The organism is Nitrincola sp. (genome assembly GCF_048264025.1).
Lineage (GTDB): Bacteria > Pseudomonadota > Gammaproteobacteria > Pseudomonadales > Balneatricaceae > Nitrincola.
On the sequence record NZ_JBLXDN010000016.1, the window covers coordinates 1 to 18,137 of the forward strand.

Here is an 18,137-nt window from a genome sequence, read left to right on the forward strand (position 1 = left end):
GGCTCTGGCTCTGGCTCTGGCTCTGGCTCTGGCTCTGGCTCTGGCTCTGGCTCTGGCTCTGGCTCTGGCTCTGGCTCATTAATAGTGTTGTCGACTTGCATCGGTGGTTTCAAACTATTTTCTGCGTCACTGTCATTTTCAATATCAGCCTCGGATACAGGCTGCTCTGCTTCCGGATCTGACAGCAGGGCTTCAAGATATTCAAATACAACTTTTTTTTGATCAGCCATCGACCTGCCCCTGTTTACGACGCTCAAGCAAACCCCTAAGCAGGCGTGCGTATGCATGCACACCTCGGCTACCGGCATCAAGTGATGATGGCACTAACCCTTTGATACTGGCATTACGAAATTTGGTATCTACAGGAATTACGGCATTAGAAACCTGGTCAGCATAGCGCTGGTGCAACTCACGCAAACTAATAACAGAAGCCTGGGTTCGCCGATCATAAAACGTCGGAATTATGGTATAGGTTAATTTATTTTTACGCGCCCGGTTTATCATCTCTATTGTCCGGATCATACGCTCAAGACCCTTCAATGCCAGAAATTCAGTCTGAACTGGCACCAGAAGATGGTCGCAGGCCGCAAGCGCATTCACCATCAACACCCCCAGTACCGGAGGACTGTCAATCAATACATAGTCATAGTCTTCACGCACATAACGCAGCGACTTCGCCACTTGCAGACCGAGCCCTTCTCTCCCAACCGCTTTACGCTCCAGTGTTGCCAGCGCAGTAGAAGAAGGTATTAAGTCGATACTCTCATGGCTGGTTTTCAGAATTAAAGAGCGGAAATGCGCCGCTGTGATGTCAGGATTTTCAAATAAATCGTAAACACTCTGTTCGATCTCATCCGGATCAAAACGGAAGTAGCTGGTCAGTGAGCCATGCGGATCCAGATCGATAATAAGCACACGGTATCCAACCTCAGCCAGCAACCCAGCCATAGATACAACGGTGGTAGTTTTACCCACACCACCTTTCTGATTAGCTACTGACCATACCTGCATATTCATTTCCTGCGGCTATTCAGTGATCAGGCATACTTGCATTTGGCAAGCATAGAACCTATATCATCCAGATCCAATATTGCATCAGCAAGGCCTGCATTAACGACAGCCTGGGGCATGCCATAAATGGTGCAGGTATCTTTGCTCTGCGCCCATAAGGTACCACCCGCTTGTTTCAGCAGGCGCGCACCATCACAACCATCAGCACCCATGCCAGTCAACATCACCGCCATGACTTTTGACCCAAATGCCTTAGCGGCTGATGCATAGGTCACATCCACACTGGGCTTATAGGTCATTCTGTCATCACCTGGAAAAATCTTGACACGGTCATGCTGACGCGGATCCAACATCATCTGCATTCCGCCCTGGCAGAGTAAGGCGAGCCCAGGCTCAAGTCGATCACCATCAACAGCCTCTCTGACACGGATTCTACACTGCTGATTCAGACGCTCTGCAAACACCTTGGTAAACGTTGCTGGCATATGTTGAACAAGCAGAATAGGACACGGAAAATCCGCTGGTAAAGATACCAGTACTTTCTGCAACGCGGCTGGACCACCGGTTGAGGCACCTATGACCACTATCCGCGCATCAGGCACCCTGATGCGTGTCAGCGGGTAAGTTGCGGCCCCGCTTTGAGAGTCAACGCCACGTGGAGTTTCTGTCGTTCTTGAATAAGGCTTCTCTTGTGCCACCCCTTCTCTTGCCAGCCGACCTCGCGCATCACTTCCTGGCTGACTTGGCGGGGCGGAGGTACTGGAGCGGAAAACCCGACTGCTATCGCTTTTAGCTGGTGGTGGATTTCGGCCAAATGAGGGCGCACTGCTGACTCGGCGTGATTTACCTAGCGCAACTACACGTTCAATAAGCTCCTGACGCAATACACTGGATCGATCCATCCAGGCACGTATGTCTTTAGATAGATAATCAGCCGCGCCCGCTTCCAATGCCTCAAGGGTGACACGTGCTCCTTCATGCGTCAACGAAGACAGCATCAGTACATTGGTTGGTGACTGACGCATAATCTGCCTCACCGCCTCTATACCGTTCAGCTGTGGCATCTCGACATCCATGGTGATCAAATCAGGTCGCAATTCCTTTGCCTTTTCCACAGCCTCGCGACCATCAACAGCAGTACCGACTATTTTGATGCGTGAGTCGCTACTCAGCGCCTCTTGAATCCTGTTACGAAAAAAACTGGAATCATCAACAACCAAAACCGTCACGGCCATTTGATGCTGTTCCTTTTATAAGTCAGTATCATGAGGCAGCATAACGCTTCAGTAGATTAGGAATATCAATGATTAGTGCGATACGCCCGTCACCGGTGATAGTCGCACCTGATAAACCCTGAGTTCCATGTAAAATCGAACCCAATGGTTTGATAACCACTTCTTCCTGTCCTACCAACTGATCGACAACAAAACCGACGCGAGTTGTACCAACTGAAACGATCACCACATGCCCCTGATCCGGCAACGGCTCACTTTCACAACCTTTCACCATCCAGCGTTTAAGATGAAACAGTGGTAAAGCCTGATCACGAACGATGACCACCTGCTGCCCATCAACAATGTTAGTTTTAGTCAGATCCAGATTGTATATTTCATTAACATTCACCAGCGGCAGCGCAAAAGCCTGCGCCTCCAGTGTAACCATCAAGGTCGGCATAATTGCCAAGGTTAACGGTACTTGAATAGCTATCTGAGTACCCTGCCCAAGGATAGAGTCAATTGCCAAGGTACCATTTAACTGGGTGATCTTGGTCTTGACCACATCCATGCCCACACCACGACCGGATACATCTGAAATCTCGGTTTTGGTGGAGAAGCCGGCATGAAATATCAGGTTAAAACACTCCTGATCTGTCAAACGTGCCGCCGACTCGGTATCGAGCATGCCCCGGTCCACAGCCAGACGACGCAGCTTTTCCGGATCCATCCCAGCACCATCATCACGAATGATCAGCAGGATGTGATCACCCTCCTGCTCAGCCGAGAGCAACACACTGCCTTCACGAGGCTTGCCTAACTTTTCCCTGACATCTGGTGCTTCAATGCCATGATCGACTGAGTTTCTGACCAAGTGAATCAAGGGGTCTGCAAGTGCTTCCACCAGGTTTTTATCAAGATCAGTCTCTTCTCCACGCAGCTCAAGACGAATCTCTTTTTTCAGACTACGGGACAGATCGCGTATCAGCCTTGGGAAACGACCAAATACTTTTTTCACTGGCTGCATCCGCGTCTTCATAACCGAGGTTTGCAGGTCAGCCGTTACCATATCCAGCGTTCCCAGGGCTTTGGCCATTTCTTCGTCTTCGCGTGCCCCACCGAGCCTTACCAGACGATTTCTGACCAACACCAACTCACCGACCATGTTCATAATCTTGTCCAGCAACGCCGTATCTACCCTGACGTTACTTTCCTGCACTGGCTTCTGCTGAGCTGGCACGGCACGAGGTGAATCAACGGGTTTCGCTAGTGACTCTGCTGGTACAGCCAGTTCATCTGATACAGGTACCGCTTGGCTATCCATCGGTTCAGATTTAGATACTTCAGCACTGGCACTTGCCTGAGCAGCGGTAAATGCACCCTGACCTTTTGATTGCAGTTCATCCAGCAAGGCTTCAAATTCATCCTCAGTGATTTCATCGCTACTCGTGGCAGCCGCTTGAGTTAACTCATCATGCTTACCTGGCCCTTTGCCAGCACCATGCAACTCATCCAGCAGCGCATCAAATTCATCTTCCGTGATCAAATCATCAGAATCTGATGACGTTGCAGCTGCATCAGCACCAACCAGATCCCCTAATAACTGATCAAACTCATCATTGGGGGTATTGGGGTTAGCTGACGTAACGGGTTTGGCCTTAGGAGCCGCGGGCGTCGATTTTGGTGACGCGGCAACCGGTTCCGGCACCTGTCCCTTGGTATAAGCATCCAGTGTATCGAGCAGAGATTGTGGCGCTGCCACTGGCTCTTTGCCACCACGCACCTGCTCGAACATCAGATTTACCGAATCCAATGCCTGAAGCACCGCATCCATCAGTGACGGAGAAATACTTAGCTCACCATTCCGCAGCAGGTCGAAAAGGTTTTCAGCTTTGTGGCAGCAGTCCACCATAGTGTCAAGCTGCAAAAAGCCGGCTCCACCCTTGACCGTATGAAACCCGCGAAAGATCGCATTCAGCAGATCCCGATCATCAGGGCGCTGTTCAAGTTCGACTAACTGCTCTGACAGAAGCTCAAGTATCTCTCCTGCTTCTACTAGGAAATCTTCAAGAATTTCCTGATCAACATCCAAACTCATAGCGATCTCCTAATCAAAACCCAAGGCTCGAGAGCAGTTCATCCACATCATCCTGACTACTGACTGCACCGGCTTCTTTCTTTTTGAGCTGTGGCCCCTGTGCACGTATCGCATCCTGATCCTCATTGGAAGCATCCCCATGGGGCATTTCGATACCGGTGAGACGCTCCACCTTGGCCGCCATATCCATCAGTTTGACCAGCTGTGATTCAACCTGGGTCATCAAGGTAATTACCCGTCGAATCAGTTGACCGGTAATATCCTGAACACTTTGGGATACCAAAATATCAGTCAAGGTGGCACGCAGTTCTGCTATTGTTTTTTCGGATTCATTTTTGACATCGCAAGTACGGTCATAAACACCGTCCAGTGCTTTGAAATCGCCCTCTAACTGCCCCACCAACAGCAGCAAATCACGAAAGCGCTCAGACTGCCCATCCAGACGATCTACCAGACTCAGCGAACGATCTACCCTATCCATGGTTTCATGCGAACTTTTATCTGTCAGCTCTATAACATAAGCCAACCGATCAGAAGCATCCGTCATTGCAGTCATACTGCCAGCATCTGTCGACGGAATTTTATCATCAATATCGGAAGAGAAAGCCTTGATAGCCTCGTGAAGCCCGCGGGTTAAATGTCCGACTTCATTATAGAAAACCTGATGCCGAGCTTCCTGAAGATCGTTAATTATCTCCATTGCATGACTGAGGTTTCCTCGGTCAATCGTCTCGACCAACTCTCTGGCCATCTGTCCAAGCAGATCGTCTAGGCCATCGTATTCAAGTGAGGCTATCTTTTTTTTCATTATTCCATCTCTTGCCGACTACTTCAGGTGATACGTTCAAATATTTTTTCGATTTTTTCTTTGAGAACGACAGCCGTAAAGGGCTTGATCACATAACCATTCACGCCGGCTTGAGCGGCTGCAATGATCTGTTCACGTTTGGCTTCGGCCGTAACCATAAGCACTGGTATATGTGAAAGCTCTGGATCAGCACGAACTTCTTTGAGCAGATCAATACCGGTCATACCCGGCATATTCCAGTCAGTTATCAGAAACTCAATACGGCCCTGCTTAAGAATAGGCAAGGCTGTTTTGCCATCATCAGCCTCTTCCACGTTGGTAAAGCCTAGATCTCGCAGCAAGTTTTTGATTATTCGTCTCATGGTGGAAAAATCATCCACAACAAGAATCCTGATGTCTTTTTTCACAAGACACTGCCCCCCCGGCTTTCTACAGTAAAAGATAAGCGTGCTAAACCTATACTAGACAGGCCCGACACGGATAACAAACAAAAATCACTGCCAATCACGTAACCGCCCCTTTAACCGCAGCGCGGCCTGAGTATGAATCTGGCTAACCCTTGACTCACTGACACCCAGAACGCTGCCAATTTCTTTTAAATTCATCTCTTCATCATAATATAGTGCCATCACTAATTTTTCGCGCTCAGGCAAATTACCAATAGCATCGACTAAAGCCTGACGAAATGATGCACTCTGAAAAGACTCATCCGGACCAGGATCATCACCTTCAAACTGCATACCCACTGAGTCATCTTCATCATGGCTCAGCTCATCTATACTGAAAAGCCGACTATCCAGCGAGTCTTGCAACAAAGCATGATAAGCCGATACAGTTATCTGCAGTTCAGCAGCCACATCAGCATCTGATGCGTCCCGACCGGTACGTAGCTCTACGACCCGAATCGCCTCACTGACACGACGGCCATTACGGTGAACCGAGCGTGGCGTCCAATCTCCTCGACGAACCTCATCAATGATAGATCCTCGAATGCGGATGCCAGCATAGGTTTCAAAACTTGCACCCTTGCCAGGATCAAACTTTCTGGCGGCTTCCAGCAAACCGATCATACCAGCCTGCACCAAATCATCCAGCACAACACTGGATGGCAGCCTAGCCAGCAGATGCTGAGCAATACGCTTCACCAAAGGACCATATTGCTCCAGCAGTTCATTACTGGTTTTAAATTGAAGCTGATTATACATACAGCCTAAGTTTCCAGTATCCAGTTAATGTCGCTTGACCAACTGCTCAACAAAAAATTCCAAATGACCACGTGGTGTTTTTAACACCGGCCAGTTGTCTACCTTATTGGCCAACTGCCGATAAGCTGCAGAGGCCTTACTGCCTGAAAATGCTTTTAAAACAGGCGTTTGTTTCTGCACCGCTTTACGAACAGCCTCATCATAAGGTATTGATCCGACGTATTGAAGCGTTACATCCAAAAACCTGTCAGTAACTGTGAGTATTTTATTAAACATGTTACGTCCCTCGGTTTCCGAATGGACCATATTGGCCAGTATCCGAAAGTGGGTCATCTTATGATCACGGTTCAACATCTTAATTAAAGCATACGCATCGGTAATTGACGTAGGTTCATCACAAACAACCACTAATACTTCTTGAGCCGCCTTAACAAAACTAACCACCGACTCCGATATACCAGCGGCCGTATCTATGATCAGAATATCCATCATATCGGCAATATCATTAAAGGCATGAATCAGTTCAGCATGCTGATGCTCTGATAAAGCCGTCATAGCCTGTGTCCCTGAAGATGCAGGAACGATAGACATATTCTTATCCACTTTAACCAGCACCTCAGCTAGTGAGCAGCGGCCATCAAGCACATCGGTAATATTCTTTTTTACTCGCAACCCCAGCAACACATCCACATTAGCAAGTCCCAGGTCCGCATCCATCAACACAACACGCCGCCCCATTTCACTCAGCGCAGCCGACAGATTCACTGAGACGTTGGTTTTACCGACCCCGCCTTTACCACCGGTCACGGCAATTACTTTTACTGGATGTGCCTGCTTCATGAATTCCTAACCCGCCCTGAACATTTGACTGTCGGTTTCACTGTCGGTCTCGGAACCTGTATATTGCGCCGCAAGCACCGCTCGGCTGACCAAATCCTGACGCTGAGCCACAATCAGATCATCCGGTATTTTCTGTCCATCAGTTACATAGGCCACCGGTAAACGGCGTTCTACCGCAAGCGTCAAAGCATCCCCGATACTGCCAGACTCATCCAGCTTAGTCAGCACACACGCATTGAGCTCAAGCTCCTGGTAATTAGCCCAGGCTTTTTCTAACAACTGACGCTGACTAGAACAGGACAGCACCAGAAGTTTTTTTAGACGAACCGATACGGATGCCAGCATCTGCTTTTGTTGCACACCTTCCGCATCACCCGCATTCATACCTGCTGTATCTATTAGCACCAGGCGCTTACCACGTAGCGACAACAACACCTCATCGAGATTATGGTTTTCATCCACCACACGCACGGGCACATCCAGAATACGACCAAATGTTTTCAACTGCTCATGTGCAGCAATTCGATAACAATCCGTAGTCACCAACGCCAAGCCTGAACTGCCATGCTGCAGCACATAACGCGCCGCCAACTTCCCTATCGTAGTGGTCTTACCTACACCGGTGGCACCTACAAAGGCAATCATACCGCCACGGGCAATGTATTCTTCCCCAACCACAGGCACTGAATCTGCCAGCCGCGCCAGGGTGTTTTTCCAGGCCATCTCGGCACTCAAGTCCGGCTCAATGCTGGCAGTCAACTGGCGAATCAATCTTTCACCAAGACCCAATGCATGCAGACGGGCATGCAAGGGCGTTTCTGCGACACGATCAGGCACCACATCTGGAGCCGCCAACGAATGCCGTCCCTGACCCAGTTGCTGCTCCATCATTGTTCTGAGCTGCTGTATCTCCTGCTGCATACTTTTAACCAAGCGATTGGATTCTTCATCGGCAGATGATGATGCCGGCATCGTAGTGGCTGAACCCCAAAGACTGTCTGGCTCTTGGCTGTGCTCATTTGAAATTTCTTTACGTGCCTGCTCTTCCTGCCGCGTTTTCAGCGACTGTAATATAAAGCGCAGGTCTTCATCGTCTTCAGCATCTATTTGTCGGTTAACAGTCTGATTGACTTGAGGTTCAGGCTGTTCGGCCCGACGCCGAGCTTCGGATATGCGCACCTGTGCACGTCGAAGTTCCGATGCTAACGCATCATCCGCTACCGCATTACTGGGCACAGGAGCGACAGGACGATTCTTTGGCTGATTACGCTGCTGATTGCGCCGAAGCTCAGCCTGCGCCAACTCGTAGTCCTCTTCTCGTGCAGCAACCACCTCAACACCGCCGGCAACACGATGATTGGAGATAATGACAGCATCCGCACCTATCTCATCTCTGACCCGCCGCATTGCCTGACGCATATCCGGCGCAAAAATGCGCTTAACTTTCATAACAATTCCTTATTAGCCAGCTGCTAAAAGCCCGCATACCCCTAGGCATTACCACCTCCGACTGTAGCCACGATCGTCACACGCTTATTCTCTGGTATTTCCTGATACGACAGCACGTGCACCTGATGCTCGCCATAGCGTACAAACCGAGCCATCAGCGGTCGAATCGGTGCTGCCACCAGCAACACTGAAGGTTTACCCATCATTTCCTGCTGCTGTGCTGCCTGCCCTAAAGAAGTTTGCAAACGCTCAGCCATACCAGGCTCCAGCACCAGTGTCTCGTCATTCGGGCCGCCTTGCTGCATCGAACCCAGCAACATCTGCTCCAGCGATGGATCCAGGGTAATGACTGGCAATTCCGGATCAGAACCATTGATACTCTGCACGATCAGCCTGGACAAGGCAATCCGTACAGCGGCTGTCAGCGACAAAGGGTCCTGCGTTCTGTCTACGGCTTCTGCCAGAGCTTCTGCGACAGAACGAAAATCTTTCAAAGAGACCTGCTCCATCAACAAGTTCTGCAGCACTTTCAGCAACACACTGATCGACAGCTTTTTCGGCACCAGTTCTTCAACCAGCTTCGGTGATGATTTGGTGAGCATATCCAGTAGTTGCTGAACCTCTTCATGCCCCAATAGGGCATGTGCGTTACTTTGCAATATCTGATTCAAGTGCGTTGCAACTACAGTACTGGCATCCACTACAGTATAACCCAGAGTCTGCGCATGCTCCTTTTGACCTTTTTCTATCCACACCGCATCAAGACCAAAGGCTGGATCTTTCACCGATACACCTTTTAGGGTTCCAAAAACTTGCCCCGGATTGATGGCTAGCTCTCGATCAGGATAAACATCGCCCTCACCACTGATAACACCCATCAAAGTTATCCTGTAGGCACCCGGCATCAAATCCAGATTGTCACGAATATGCACTGAAGGCACCAAAAAGCCCAGATCCTGGGATAGTTTTTTACGCACCCCTTTAATCCGGCTCAACAACTGCCCACCCTGCATTTTATCTACCATGGGTATCAGGCGGTAACCCACCTCTAACCCGACCATATCAACCGGCATTACATCATCCCAGTCCAGATCACGACGCTCCTCAGACTGCTCGGGTTCGGCTGCATCCATTTCAGCCACCGACGACTCAGCCGCCAACTGCTGCTGACGCCGAATAATCAACCAACCAGCACCGCCAGCTGCTGCAGCGAGCGATAAAAATGCCAGATGCGGCATACCAGGGACGATACCCATTAAAAAGATAACGCCAGCAGCAACAAAAAGGGCCCGGGGTGAACCAAACATCTGGCTGAACACCTGACTCCCCATCGCCTCAGAGGAGTTTGCCCGAGTAACCATTACGGCCGCCGCCGTGGAGAGCAATAAAGAAGGGAGCTGCGCTACCAGGCCATCACCAATAGTGAGCAACGAATAGTTACGCATCGCGGTGTCAAAGTCCAAGCCGTGCTGGATGATACCGATTCCCAGCCCGCCTAACAGGTTAATGATCAGAATCAAAATACCTGCAACAGCATCACCACGAACAAATTTTGACGCACCGTCCATCGCACCATAGAAATCGGCCTCCTGGGTAACCTCTTGCCGACGTATGCGTGCATCATCCTGGGTGATCAAGCCGGCATTTACATCGGCATCAATAGCCATCTGTTTACCCGGCATCGCATCCAGCGTAAACCGCGCACTAACCTCAGATATACGCCCAGCACCTTTAGTCACAACAACAAAGTTGATAATGACCAGAATCATAAAGACCACGATACCAACGACGTAATTACCGCCAACAACCACTTCACCGAAGGCTTGTATCACCTGCCCAGCAGCAGCACCACCCTCATGACCGTTTAACAGCACTACACGGGTTGAAGCGACATTTAGTGCCAATCTAAGTAAGGTGGCTGCCAGCAAAATGGTAGGAAAAACAGCAAAGTCCAGCGGGCGCAGGGCATAAATACACACCAGCAAAACCACTATGGACAGGGCAATATTGAAGGTAAAGAATACATCCAGAAGAAAAGTCGGCATCGGCAAAGTAACCATTGCCAATACCACAAGCAGCAGCAACGGAATGCCCAGGTTTCCCCGACTAATACTTCTGGCACTCTGCAGAATGGCTGCTCTATCCACGTCACCTACCGTCAAATAAATGTCAAATAACTGTTTACCAATCAAACCATCGGTAAATTTATGCATATTGTACAGAATGCGTCAACTTAATGACACAACTATACGCCTCTGTATTTACTGCAAAAAATACGCCAGTTATTCGTCTCGACGCAGAGCATCAGGAATATCCAATTGATGATCTCTTGGCGGTGGACTGATAGATTTACCTTGCCCGGCATCCCTGAGCTGAAACACATAGGCCAGCACCTGGGCTACCGCAGTATAAAGGCCGGACGGAACCTCTTCATCAATTTCCGCCGCATAGTAGAGGGCTCGCGCCAAAGAGGGTGCTTCAAGTACAGTGACACCATATTCCTGAGCCACTTCGCGGATTTTAAGTGCCATAAAATCGACACCCTTGGCAACAACAATCGGTGCATCACTCTGACTCTGATCGTAACGTATAGCAACAGCATAGTGAGTTGGGTTGGTGATAACGACGTCAGCTGTTGGCACTTCTTTCATCATCTTACGCTGTGACATTTCATACTGTAGCTGTCGAATTTTACTCTTAACCTCGGGCTTCCCTTCGGTGCTCTTCATCTCATCCTTGACTTCCTGCATAGTCATTTTCAGCTTTTTGTTATAGTCGTAGAGCTGGAAGGGCACATCCACCAGCACAATAAAAATCATAGCGGCACTAATCACCAGGAAAGCCCAGGCCAAAATGCTGACGGCATGAGCCATAGCTGGATTAATAGCCTCAGCGGTGAGACCAATCAACTCTGGTTGCAGCAAATACACTGCAAGAATAGCAATAGCCCCCACAACGACCACTTTACCCACAGCTTTAAACAGCTCAATTAGTGACTTTAATGAGAACATGCGCTTGATGCCTGCAATTGGATCCAAGCGACTGCCTTTTGGCTGCAAGGCTTCACCGCTAAAATTCCAACCACCTAATGCGGCTGCCGAAAAAACAGAGGCCAACACCACTAACAAAAAAAAGCCCCACAAGCTGAAAAAAGCGCCGTATAGCGAAATATAAAGATGCTGCAACATAAAGGCGGGGTCTGAAATAGCTTCGCCACGCACTGAAAAATTAAACCTAAACACCCCCAACATGGCCGCGGCGACACTCGGACCAAATAATAAGGCTGATGCAGCTGATGCCATCAATAAAGCCAGTGTACTCAACTCTTTTGAGCGTGCTATATCACCCTTTTTCCGCGCATCCTGAATGCGCTTTTGCGTGGGTTCCTGCGACTTTTCCTGACCTGTATCTTCAGCCATGACTTACCCGCTTATTGGAGGCAACATACTCTGCACAAAGTCCAGCACATAATGAGTCGTTCGTATGTAGTGATCGTAAAAAGTCGGTAAAAAGATCCAATGCATAATCAAACCCATCAGCATGGTAAACGGAAAACCTATAGCAAATATATTCAGCTGTGGTGCGGCCTTGGTCATCACACCAAATGCCAGGTTAATAATCAACAAGGCAGTAATCGCAGGCAGCGCCATCAGTAATGCAGCAGCAAATAACCAACTGAGTGATAACACCACCCGCATAAACACCTCACCATCAAAACCAACCATCCCGACTGGCAAGGCAAAAAAACTCTGAGCCATAATTTCCATCATAACCAAGTGGCCATTCATAGACAAAAACAACAAAATAGCCATCATGGAATAAAACTGTGCCACCACAACGATTTGCACCCCGCTACTGGGATCCGTCATTGACGCAAACCCCAGACCAGATTGCATAGCGATCATCTGGGCTCCAGTAATAAAGCTCTGAAATAAAATTTGCAACGCAAAACCCATGAGTGTTCCGATAAGGATTTGATGCAAAATGACCAGCCAAGTGTTAAGCGAGAAAGGATCATAAACGGGCATCTCTGGCAGCACCGGAATCAATAAAAAAGTAACCGCTAGCGCCAGCCCCAGACGCACTCTCACAGGGACCATCTGGGTACCGATTATGGGTACGGACATAAAAAAAGAGCCAATACGAAAGAGCGGCAATAGCAGAGCAGCTACCCAATACTCCATTTCAGCCAGAGAGACAAACACTGCGTTAGCCTATTAAGATCGGTATATTCATAAACAGGTAGTTAAACAGATCCAGGATCTGCGTGACTATCCACGGACCAAAATACATTAATGCAAGCAGACTGACGATAAGACGCGGAAGAAAACTGAGGGTTTGTTCGTTGATCTGAGTTGCGGCCTGAAACACTGAAATGATCAGACCCACAACCAACGCAGGCCCAACAATTACGGTAACAAACTTGATAATCAACCAGAAAGCACCACCATAAAGATCCAGTATGGTTTCAATCAACATACTGTAGCCCTCCGCTAGACACCAAAGCTTGCCGCCAGTGTACCCACCACCATAGCCCAACCATCAGCAAGGACAAACAGCATAATTTTAAACGGCAGGGACACTATCACCGGCGACAACATCATCATACCCATCGCCATCAACACACTCGCCACTACCAGATCAATTACCAGAAATGGGATAAAGAGCATAAAGCCTATCTGAAAAGCTGTTTTCAGCTCACTGATTACAAAGGCGGGCACCAGTATCCGCATGGGCACATCTTCAGGACTTTCGACGCGCGGCGTATCAGAAATGCGCATAAACAGATCAAGATCACTTTCGCGGGTATTACCCATCATAAACTGGTGAAACGGCCGCGAAGCCGCCTCAAGCGCTTCCATGCTCGTCAACTCTTCTGCCAGATAAGGCTGCACTGCCACTTCATTAATACGATCAAACACTGGCGCCATAATGAAAAACGTCAGGAACAGTGCCAAGCCAACCATAACCTGATTTGAAGGTGTCTGCTGCAGACCCAATGCCTGCCTCAAAATAGCAAACACAATAATGATGCGGGTAAACGAAGTCATCATCATCAACATGGCTGGCAGGAATGTCAGCAATGTCATCAGAGCAAGAATTTGAATGGTTACCGAATACTCGGTATTGCCATCTTCGTCAACACTCAGCGTGATAGCAGATATACCCTGATCGGCATAGGACAACGACGGCAAAAAACAAAGCAGTAGAGCTAGCAGCCAGAGGTAGCGCGCCATTATTCGCTCCGCTTATGTAAGTATTGACTGAGTTTTTTGGAAAATGCCGAATCCTGACCATTTTCCAGTTCAATTACCGGCTGATCAAAGCTTTTTAACAAGCTCACCTGCCCCTGAGCCACTCCCAGCAACAACTGCTGATCACCTACTTGTACCAATACTGCACGCTCACGATTACCCAGAGACAAGGCCGCCACAACCCGAAGTTTTCTGTGCTGCCCAGGCAGTAGAGTTACCTTTCGCAACAGCCAGGCAATTAAAAAAATTGTACCTAAAACCAGTACAAGCCCCAGCACCAACTGCAACACAGAGGCAATACTCATCGGATCACCACCGGAATAGGCAAAAGCTGAAGCAGGCTGACGTTCAATCTCAGCAATGGCCCCAGGACTTGCCAGCAATAAACACAGCGCGAAACGATACATAACTATTTAAGACGCCAAATACGTTCCTGCGGGCTTATAACATCAGTAAGCCTGATGCCATAGTGGTCATTAACAACCACTACTTCGCCATGCGCAATCAAGGTTCCGTTAACCTTCACATCCAGTGGCTCACCTGCTACACGACTGAGCTCAAGCACTGATCCCTGATTCAGTTGCAACAGGTTACGGATAGCTATTTCGGTTCCACCGACCTCAACCGTCAGTTTAACAGGTATATCAAGTATGACGTCCAACTTGGCATCACTAACTGGGGCGGATTCATCTTTTAGTTCAGACAATTCAACGGCTTTGACAGCCGCCTCATCCGCCATATCAGTAGCAGCGCTACCCACCTGCTCTTCCATAGCGGCCGCCCACTCGTCAGCCATGGCTTGCTGGTCTACATTTTTATCGTCTTCACTCACGCACTCTATCTCCGGATCTGCACATCAGTCATTATCGTGCTGGATTGTTTCGACTATTTTCACTGCAAGATTACCACGTGACGCACCCAGTTGGCAGGTGTACATAGGCAAGCCATTTGCACTCAATGTGAGATGATCTGATATGTCCAGAGGAATCACATCACCCTGCTCAAGCGCTACGACATCCCTAAGAGTCATTTCACGCTCAGCCACCAACAAATCCAGATTGAGGCGTGCACAGATAATATCTTTGCGCAAAGAGTTCAGCCAACGCTCATCTGTCTCGTGTTCACTACTTTGGTAAGATGACATGAGCAGATCACGGATCGGTTCAACCATGGAATAAGGCAAGGTGACATGAAAATCACCGTTTCCACCTTCGAGATCTACCTGAAACGTGCTCACTATAACCACTTCACTTGGACCGACCACATTGGCCATAGCCGGGTTAAGCTCATGGGATACCTGCTCAAAAGCCACCTCAGCAACCGGCAACCAGGCTTCACGCAGGTCATGTAATAGCTGCATTACGGTCTTATGCACCAGCCGAGTTTCTGTTGGAGTAAAATCACGGCCTTCAATTTTCGCATGCCGCCCATCACCGCCAAAATACTGATCCACTAGTTTAAACACCAGCTTGGCGTCAATAATGAATAACCCGGTACCACGCCAGGGGTGTACTTTGATTAACGACATACTGGTAGGCACGTAGAGGGTGTGAATATAGTCACCATACTTCATCACCTGCACACCACCCACAGTCACATCAGCAGAGCGCCTGAGCAGATTGAACAGCGTCACCCTGGCCAGCCGCGCAAAGCGCTCATTGACCATTTCCAACGTAGGCATCCGCCCACGCACAATACGCTCCTGACTAGCCAGGTCATAGGGACGAACACCACTACCGTCGTCATCTTCGCCGTCGTCGGCGGTTTCCACATCGCCATCATCAACGCCATGCAACAGGGCATCGATCTCATCCTGCGAAAGTAGATCTTTAACCGACATGGTTACAGCTCCATCACTGCATTACAAAATTGGTAAACAGCACGATTTCCACACCGGGCACACCGCCCCGATCTTCAATCAGGCGATTAACCAAAGCAGTCGCATCGTTCTGCAAGGCGCGTATACCCTCTACACTGCGTAATGCTTTTGAATCAGCGGTAGTAAACAGGGTATTAAGTCGCGCAACCACCAGCGGCATATGCTGGTTCAACACCTGTTCCACGGCAGGGTCACGGGTTTTAGCTTCTGCATAGATTTGCATAAAATGACGATTGCCATCTGGGTTGTCCAGCGAAGCCACGAACATTGGCCGCCCTTCCAGCGTGCGTATCTTGATATAAATCGCTTCGGTCTGCACGTTTTCAACGGCGACTTCTTCGGATTCATCGCCACTGCCGGAAAGCAGAAAAAATGCAGCACCACTCGCTATCAAAACCAGCAGCAGGCTGGCGGCAAGGATAATAATCAGCTTTTTCTTACCACTCTTCGGCACGGCTGCTGCATCAGCTTGAACGTCTTCGTCAGCCATTAACTCCCCCAATTATCCGGACATACATCACTACGGCTAATATACCACAGTGTGTTTATCTGAGGGGAACAGCTTCAGGCATAATAATCAATAAGTCCTATTTTACGCCCTCCGGCTCGCGAGGCCGGCGCATCACCAAAATCATCGCCAACACCACCGGAGAATCCCTTAGCAACAGCCTCCCGCTGCTCTTTGTCTGCCCGGTCCTGCGCAGATTGATCCCCGACTGACGCATCCGTCAGATTCAATCCCTGCTCAGCAAACATCTCCCGCAAGCGTGGCATACTCTGCTCTAGTACTTCACGCACAGCCGCACTCGGTGCATTGAAGGATAATGACACTTGGTCTGAACCATGTACTTGTACACGGATGCGTAAAGAGCCCAGTTCCGGCGGGTCTAACCTGACTTCAGCAACACGAGGCCCTTGTTGCGCCATCATGACTGCACGTTCTCCGAGTGCCTTGCTCCAGGCAGGGTTAAGCATTTTCTGCATCAACGCATCCTGTGAATTCTGGGCTTGTTGTATAGGTGCTTGAGGCGAAGTATTACTCGGCATAGCCATACGCTGCGCTTCTGCAGATTGCAAGTTGTTGCTCTCAGTACGTACAGACACTGTCGTGCTGCGCTCCTCTGACATGGCAACCTTCAACCTATCACTCATGGCTTGTTCGATAGAAGCCGAACGCCCCCCCTCCGGCATGGTAGCTTCCGGCATAGCGGCAGTCGTCAGCTCAGTCCGCGGAGCCTCTGTAACTGGACGAGTGGATACCGTGGGTTCACGTACACCTACTACGGCAGATTCCAAACGCCTTTCACGCTCTTTTTCTGTTTCGCGCGATTGCATCGGACGCTCCAGTGGAACAGCCAGACGATCGACTTTATCGCCAGAGTCCGCTGCAGCTTGTCGCTCTGCCGTTAACGATGCTGGGGATTGAGCATTCAGCTCATCGGACTGACGCATAACACCCTCCAGATCAGAGGATACTGGATTCGTTTCAGCAGCCTCGGCATGTGTGGTGCTATTAACATGCCCTGCGCCACCAGCCAGCTGTGTCAGACCTGTGGACTCAGTACTTTTATCTAGCGGCAGACTGCTATGCTTTAGATCGTCGGCAGCCGCTTCCGCAGCCTTGCTCTCTTCCGCTGTTTTTGCATTTACTGCCGAGTCTAATTCAGCACGCGCCTGACGAGCTGATTCAAGCTCAGACCAGAGTTGTCTAACTAGACGCTCGGCTTCTAACATCTCTTCGGTTGATAAACTGTTTGGCACAATGGGTAGTGAGTTTGCCGGAGTCTGGGCTGTCGATGCATCCAGCTTCTGCTCAAGATAGTTGATCAGCTTATCTTTTGCGCTGTCGCTTAATGGCAAGGGATCCTCAGGCAAGGCCGAATGACCAGTATCGGTAATAGCAGATGAAGTCTCAACCAGTGTTTTCAGATACGCCAGCAGCTCGGCATCACTAACGCCTGAACCCGACAGTGTCGCTGAATCACCACTCATTATTTGCCCATCCGGCGCAGTCTGCTGCAGCCCCAGCCGTAGCAACTCTACGGCTGATTCAATCAAATCAGTTTCATCCTCACCTACTTGCTGCAACAACTGATCGAGCTTCTGTAATAGCTGCTCAGCGGTCTCGGGCGGCAACTCCATGCCGTTATCGACACGATCCATGACAGGATTTTGCCGCAGGGCGCCACCACTGGGTGCTACCATCTGTCCTTGAGCAGTTATTCCCATCCACAGAGTATAAAAACCACCTGGATCACCGGGTGTAGCCGTCGTCAGAGCAGCACCCGACTGTGGCATGCCTGCATTGACGCCGGGAGACAGCGATAGTAAACCACCTGATAATGGGGTGGTAGAAGTTGAGGATGACATGTTCAGCT

Annotated in this window: 19 protein-coding genes; all 19 read right to left on the reverse strand. The window is 49.5% G+C overall.

The annotated features are described in order from the left end of the window. Positions 1 to 230, reverse strand: a 230-nt coding sequence (locus ACN0R1_RS12690; protein ID WP_417583392.1) for a hypothetical protein, incomplete at its 3' end; no start/stop codon positions are given. Further along, positions 223 to 1,011 carry a ParA family protein gene (locus ACN0R1_RS12695; protein WP_417583394.1) on the reverse strand — a complete coding sequence of 263 codons (789 nt, stop codon included), beginning with the start codon at positions 1,009 to 1,011 and terminating at the stop codon, positions 223 to 225. The genes ACN0R1_RS12690 and ACN0R1_RS12695, both read right to left, overlap by 8 nt. 26 nt (positions 1,012 to 1,037) lie before the next feature. Then, positions 1,038 to 2,246, reverse strand: coding sequence for a protein-glutamate methylesterase/protein-glutamine glutaminase (locus tag ACN0R1_RS12700; RefSeq protein WP_417583396.1), 1,209 nt, complete (start codon positions 2,244 to 2,246; stop codon positions 1,038 to 1,040). A gap of 28 nt (positions 2,247 to 2,274) precedes the next feature. Further along, positions 2,275 to 4,323 (reverse strand): chemotaxis protein CheW, encoded by a 2,049-nt coding sequence (locus ACN0R1_RS12705; RefSeq protein ID WP_417583398.1) that lies wholly within the window; start codon positions 4,321 to 4,323, stop codon positions 2,275 to 2,277. 13 nt (positions 4,324 to 4,336) lie between these two features. Next, complete coding sequence (locus ACN0R1_RS12710) at positions 4,337 to 5,131, reverse strand: protein phosphatase CheZ (RefSeq protein ID WP_417583400.1); 795 nt, start codon at positions 5,129 to 5,131, stop codon at positions 4,337 to 4,339. A 23-nt stretch (positions 5,132 to 5,154) separates the two neighbouring features. Continuing rightward, complete coding sequence (gene cheY, locus ACN0R1_RS12715; RefSeq protein WP_325063018.1) at positions 5,155 to 5,526, reverse strand: chemotaxis response regulator CheY; 372 nt, start codon at positions 5,524 to 5,526, stop codon at positions 5,155 to 5,157. Between the two features lie 99 nt (positions 5,527 to 5,625). After that, on the reverse strand, positions 5,626 to 6,336 hold the full coding sequence (locus ACN0R1_RS12720; RefSeq protein WP_417583402.1) for an RNA polymerase sigma factor FliA: 711 nt from the start codon (positions 6,334 to 6,336) through the stop codon (positions 5,626 to 5,628). A 24-nt stretch (positions 6,337 to 6,360) separates the two neighbouring features. Next, entirely contained in the window at positions 6,361 to 7,176 is an 816-nt protein-coding gene (locus tag ACN0R1_RS12725) for a MinD/ParA family protein (RefSeq protein WP_417583404.1), read from the reverse strand. Positions 7,177 to 7,182: 6 nt separating this feature from the next. After that, a complete protein-coding gene (gene flhF, locus ACN0R1_RS12730) occupies positions 7,183 to 8,625 on the reverse strand; it encodes a flagellar biosynthesis protein FlhF (RefSeq protein WP_417583406.1) in 1,443 nt (480 codons plus the stop codon). Positions 8,626 to 8,666: 41 nt separating this feature from the next. After that, positions 8,667 to 10,838, reverse strand: coding sequence for a flagellar biosynthesis protein FlhA (gene flhA, locus ACN0R1_RS12735; protein WP_417583408.1), 2,172 nt, complete (start codon positions 10,836 to 10,838; stop codon positions 8,667 to 8,669). A 69-nt stretch (positions 10,839 to 10,907) separates the two neighbouring features. Then, positions 10,908 to 12,044, reverse strand: coding sequence for a flagellar biosynthesis protein FlhB (gene flhB / locus ACN0R1_RS12740; protein ID WP_417583410.1), 1,137 nt, complete (start codon positions 12,042 to 12,044; stop codon positions 10,908 to 10,910). Positions 12,045 to 12,047: 3 nt separating this feature from the next. Beyond that, positions 12,048 to 12,809, reverse strand: coding sequence for a flagellar biosynthetic protein FliR (gene fliR / locus ACN0R1_RS12745; RefSeq protein ID WP_417583533.1), 762 nt, complete (start codon positions 12,807 to 12,809; stop codon positions 12,048 to 12,050). Positions 12,810 to 12,834: 25 nt separating this feature from the next. Then, positions 12,835 to 13,104, reverse strand: coding sequence for a flagellar biosynthesis protein FliQ (gene fliQ, locus ACN0R1_RS12750; RefSeq protein ID WP_417583412.1), 270 nt, complete (start codon positions 13,102 to 13,104; stop codon positions 12,835 to 12,837). A 14-nt stretch (positions 13,105 to 13,118) separates the two neighbouring features. Next, complete coding sequence (gene fliP, locus ACN0R1_RS12755; protein ID WP_417583414.1) at positions 13,119 to 13,862, reverse strand: flagellar type III secretion system pore protein FliP; 744 nt, start codon at positions 13,860 to 13,862, stop codon at positions 13,119 to 13,121. After that, positions 13,862 to 14,287, reverse strand: a complete 426-nt coding sequence (gene fliO, locus ACN0R1_RS12760; RefSeq protein ID WP_417583416.1) for a flagellar biosynthetic protein FliO — start codon at positions 14,285 to 14,287, stop codon at positions 13,862 to 13,864. The genes fliP and fliO overlap by 1 nt, the downstream gene beginning before the upstream one ends. Before the next feature lie 2 nt (positions 14,288 to 14,289). Then, positions 14,290 to 14,712 (reverse strand): flagellar motor switch protein FliN, encoded by a 423-nt coding sequence (fliN, locus tag ACN0R1_RS12765; protein ID WP_417583418.1) that lies wholly within the window; start codon positions 14,710 to 14,712, stop codon positions 14,290 to 14,292. A gap of 24 nt (positions 14,713 to 14,736) precedes the next feature. After that, positions 14,737 to 15,720, reverse strand: coding sequence for a flagellar motor switch protein FliM (gene fliM, locus ACN0R1_RS12770; RefSeq protein ID WP_417583420.1), 984 nt, complete (start codon positions 15,718 to 15,720; stop codon positions 14,737 to 14,739). A gap of 13 nt (positions 15,721 to 15,733) precedes the next feature. Further along, positions 15,734 to 16,249: a flagellar basal body-associated FliL family protein gene (locus ACN0R1_RS12775; protein WP_417583422.1), complete on the reverse strand. Its 516-nt coding sequence runs from the start codon at positions 16,247 to 16,249 to the stop codon at positions 15,734 to 15,736. A gap of 74 nt (positions 16,250 to 16,323) precedes the next feature. Next, positions 16,324 to 18,129, reverse strand: a complete 1,806-nt coding sequence (locus ACN0R1_RS12780; RefSeq protein WP_417583424.1) for a flagellar hook-length control protein FliK — start codon at positions 18,127 to 18,129, stop codon at positions 16,324 to 16,326. Positions 18,130 to 18,137: the final 8 nt, after the last annotated feature.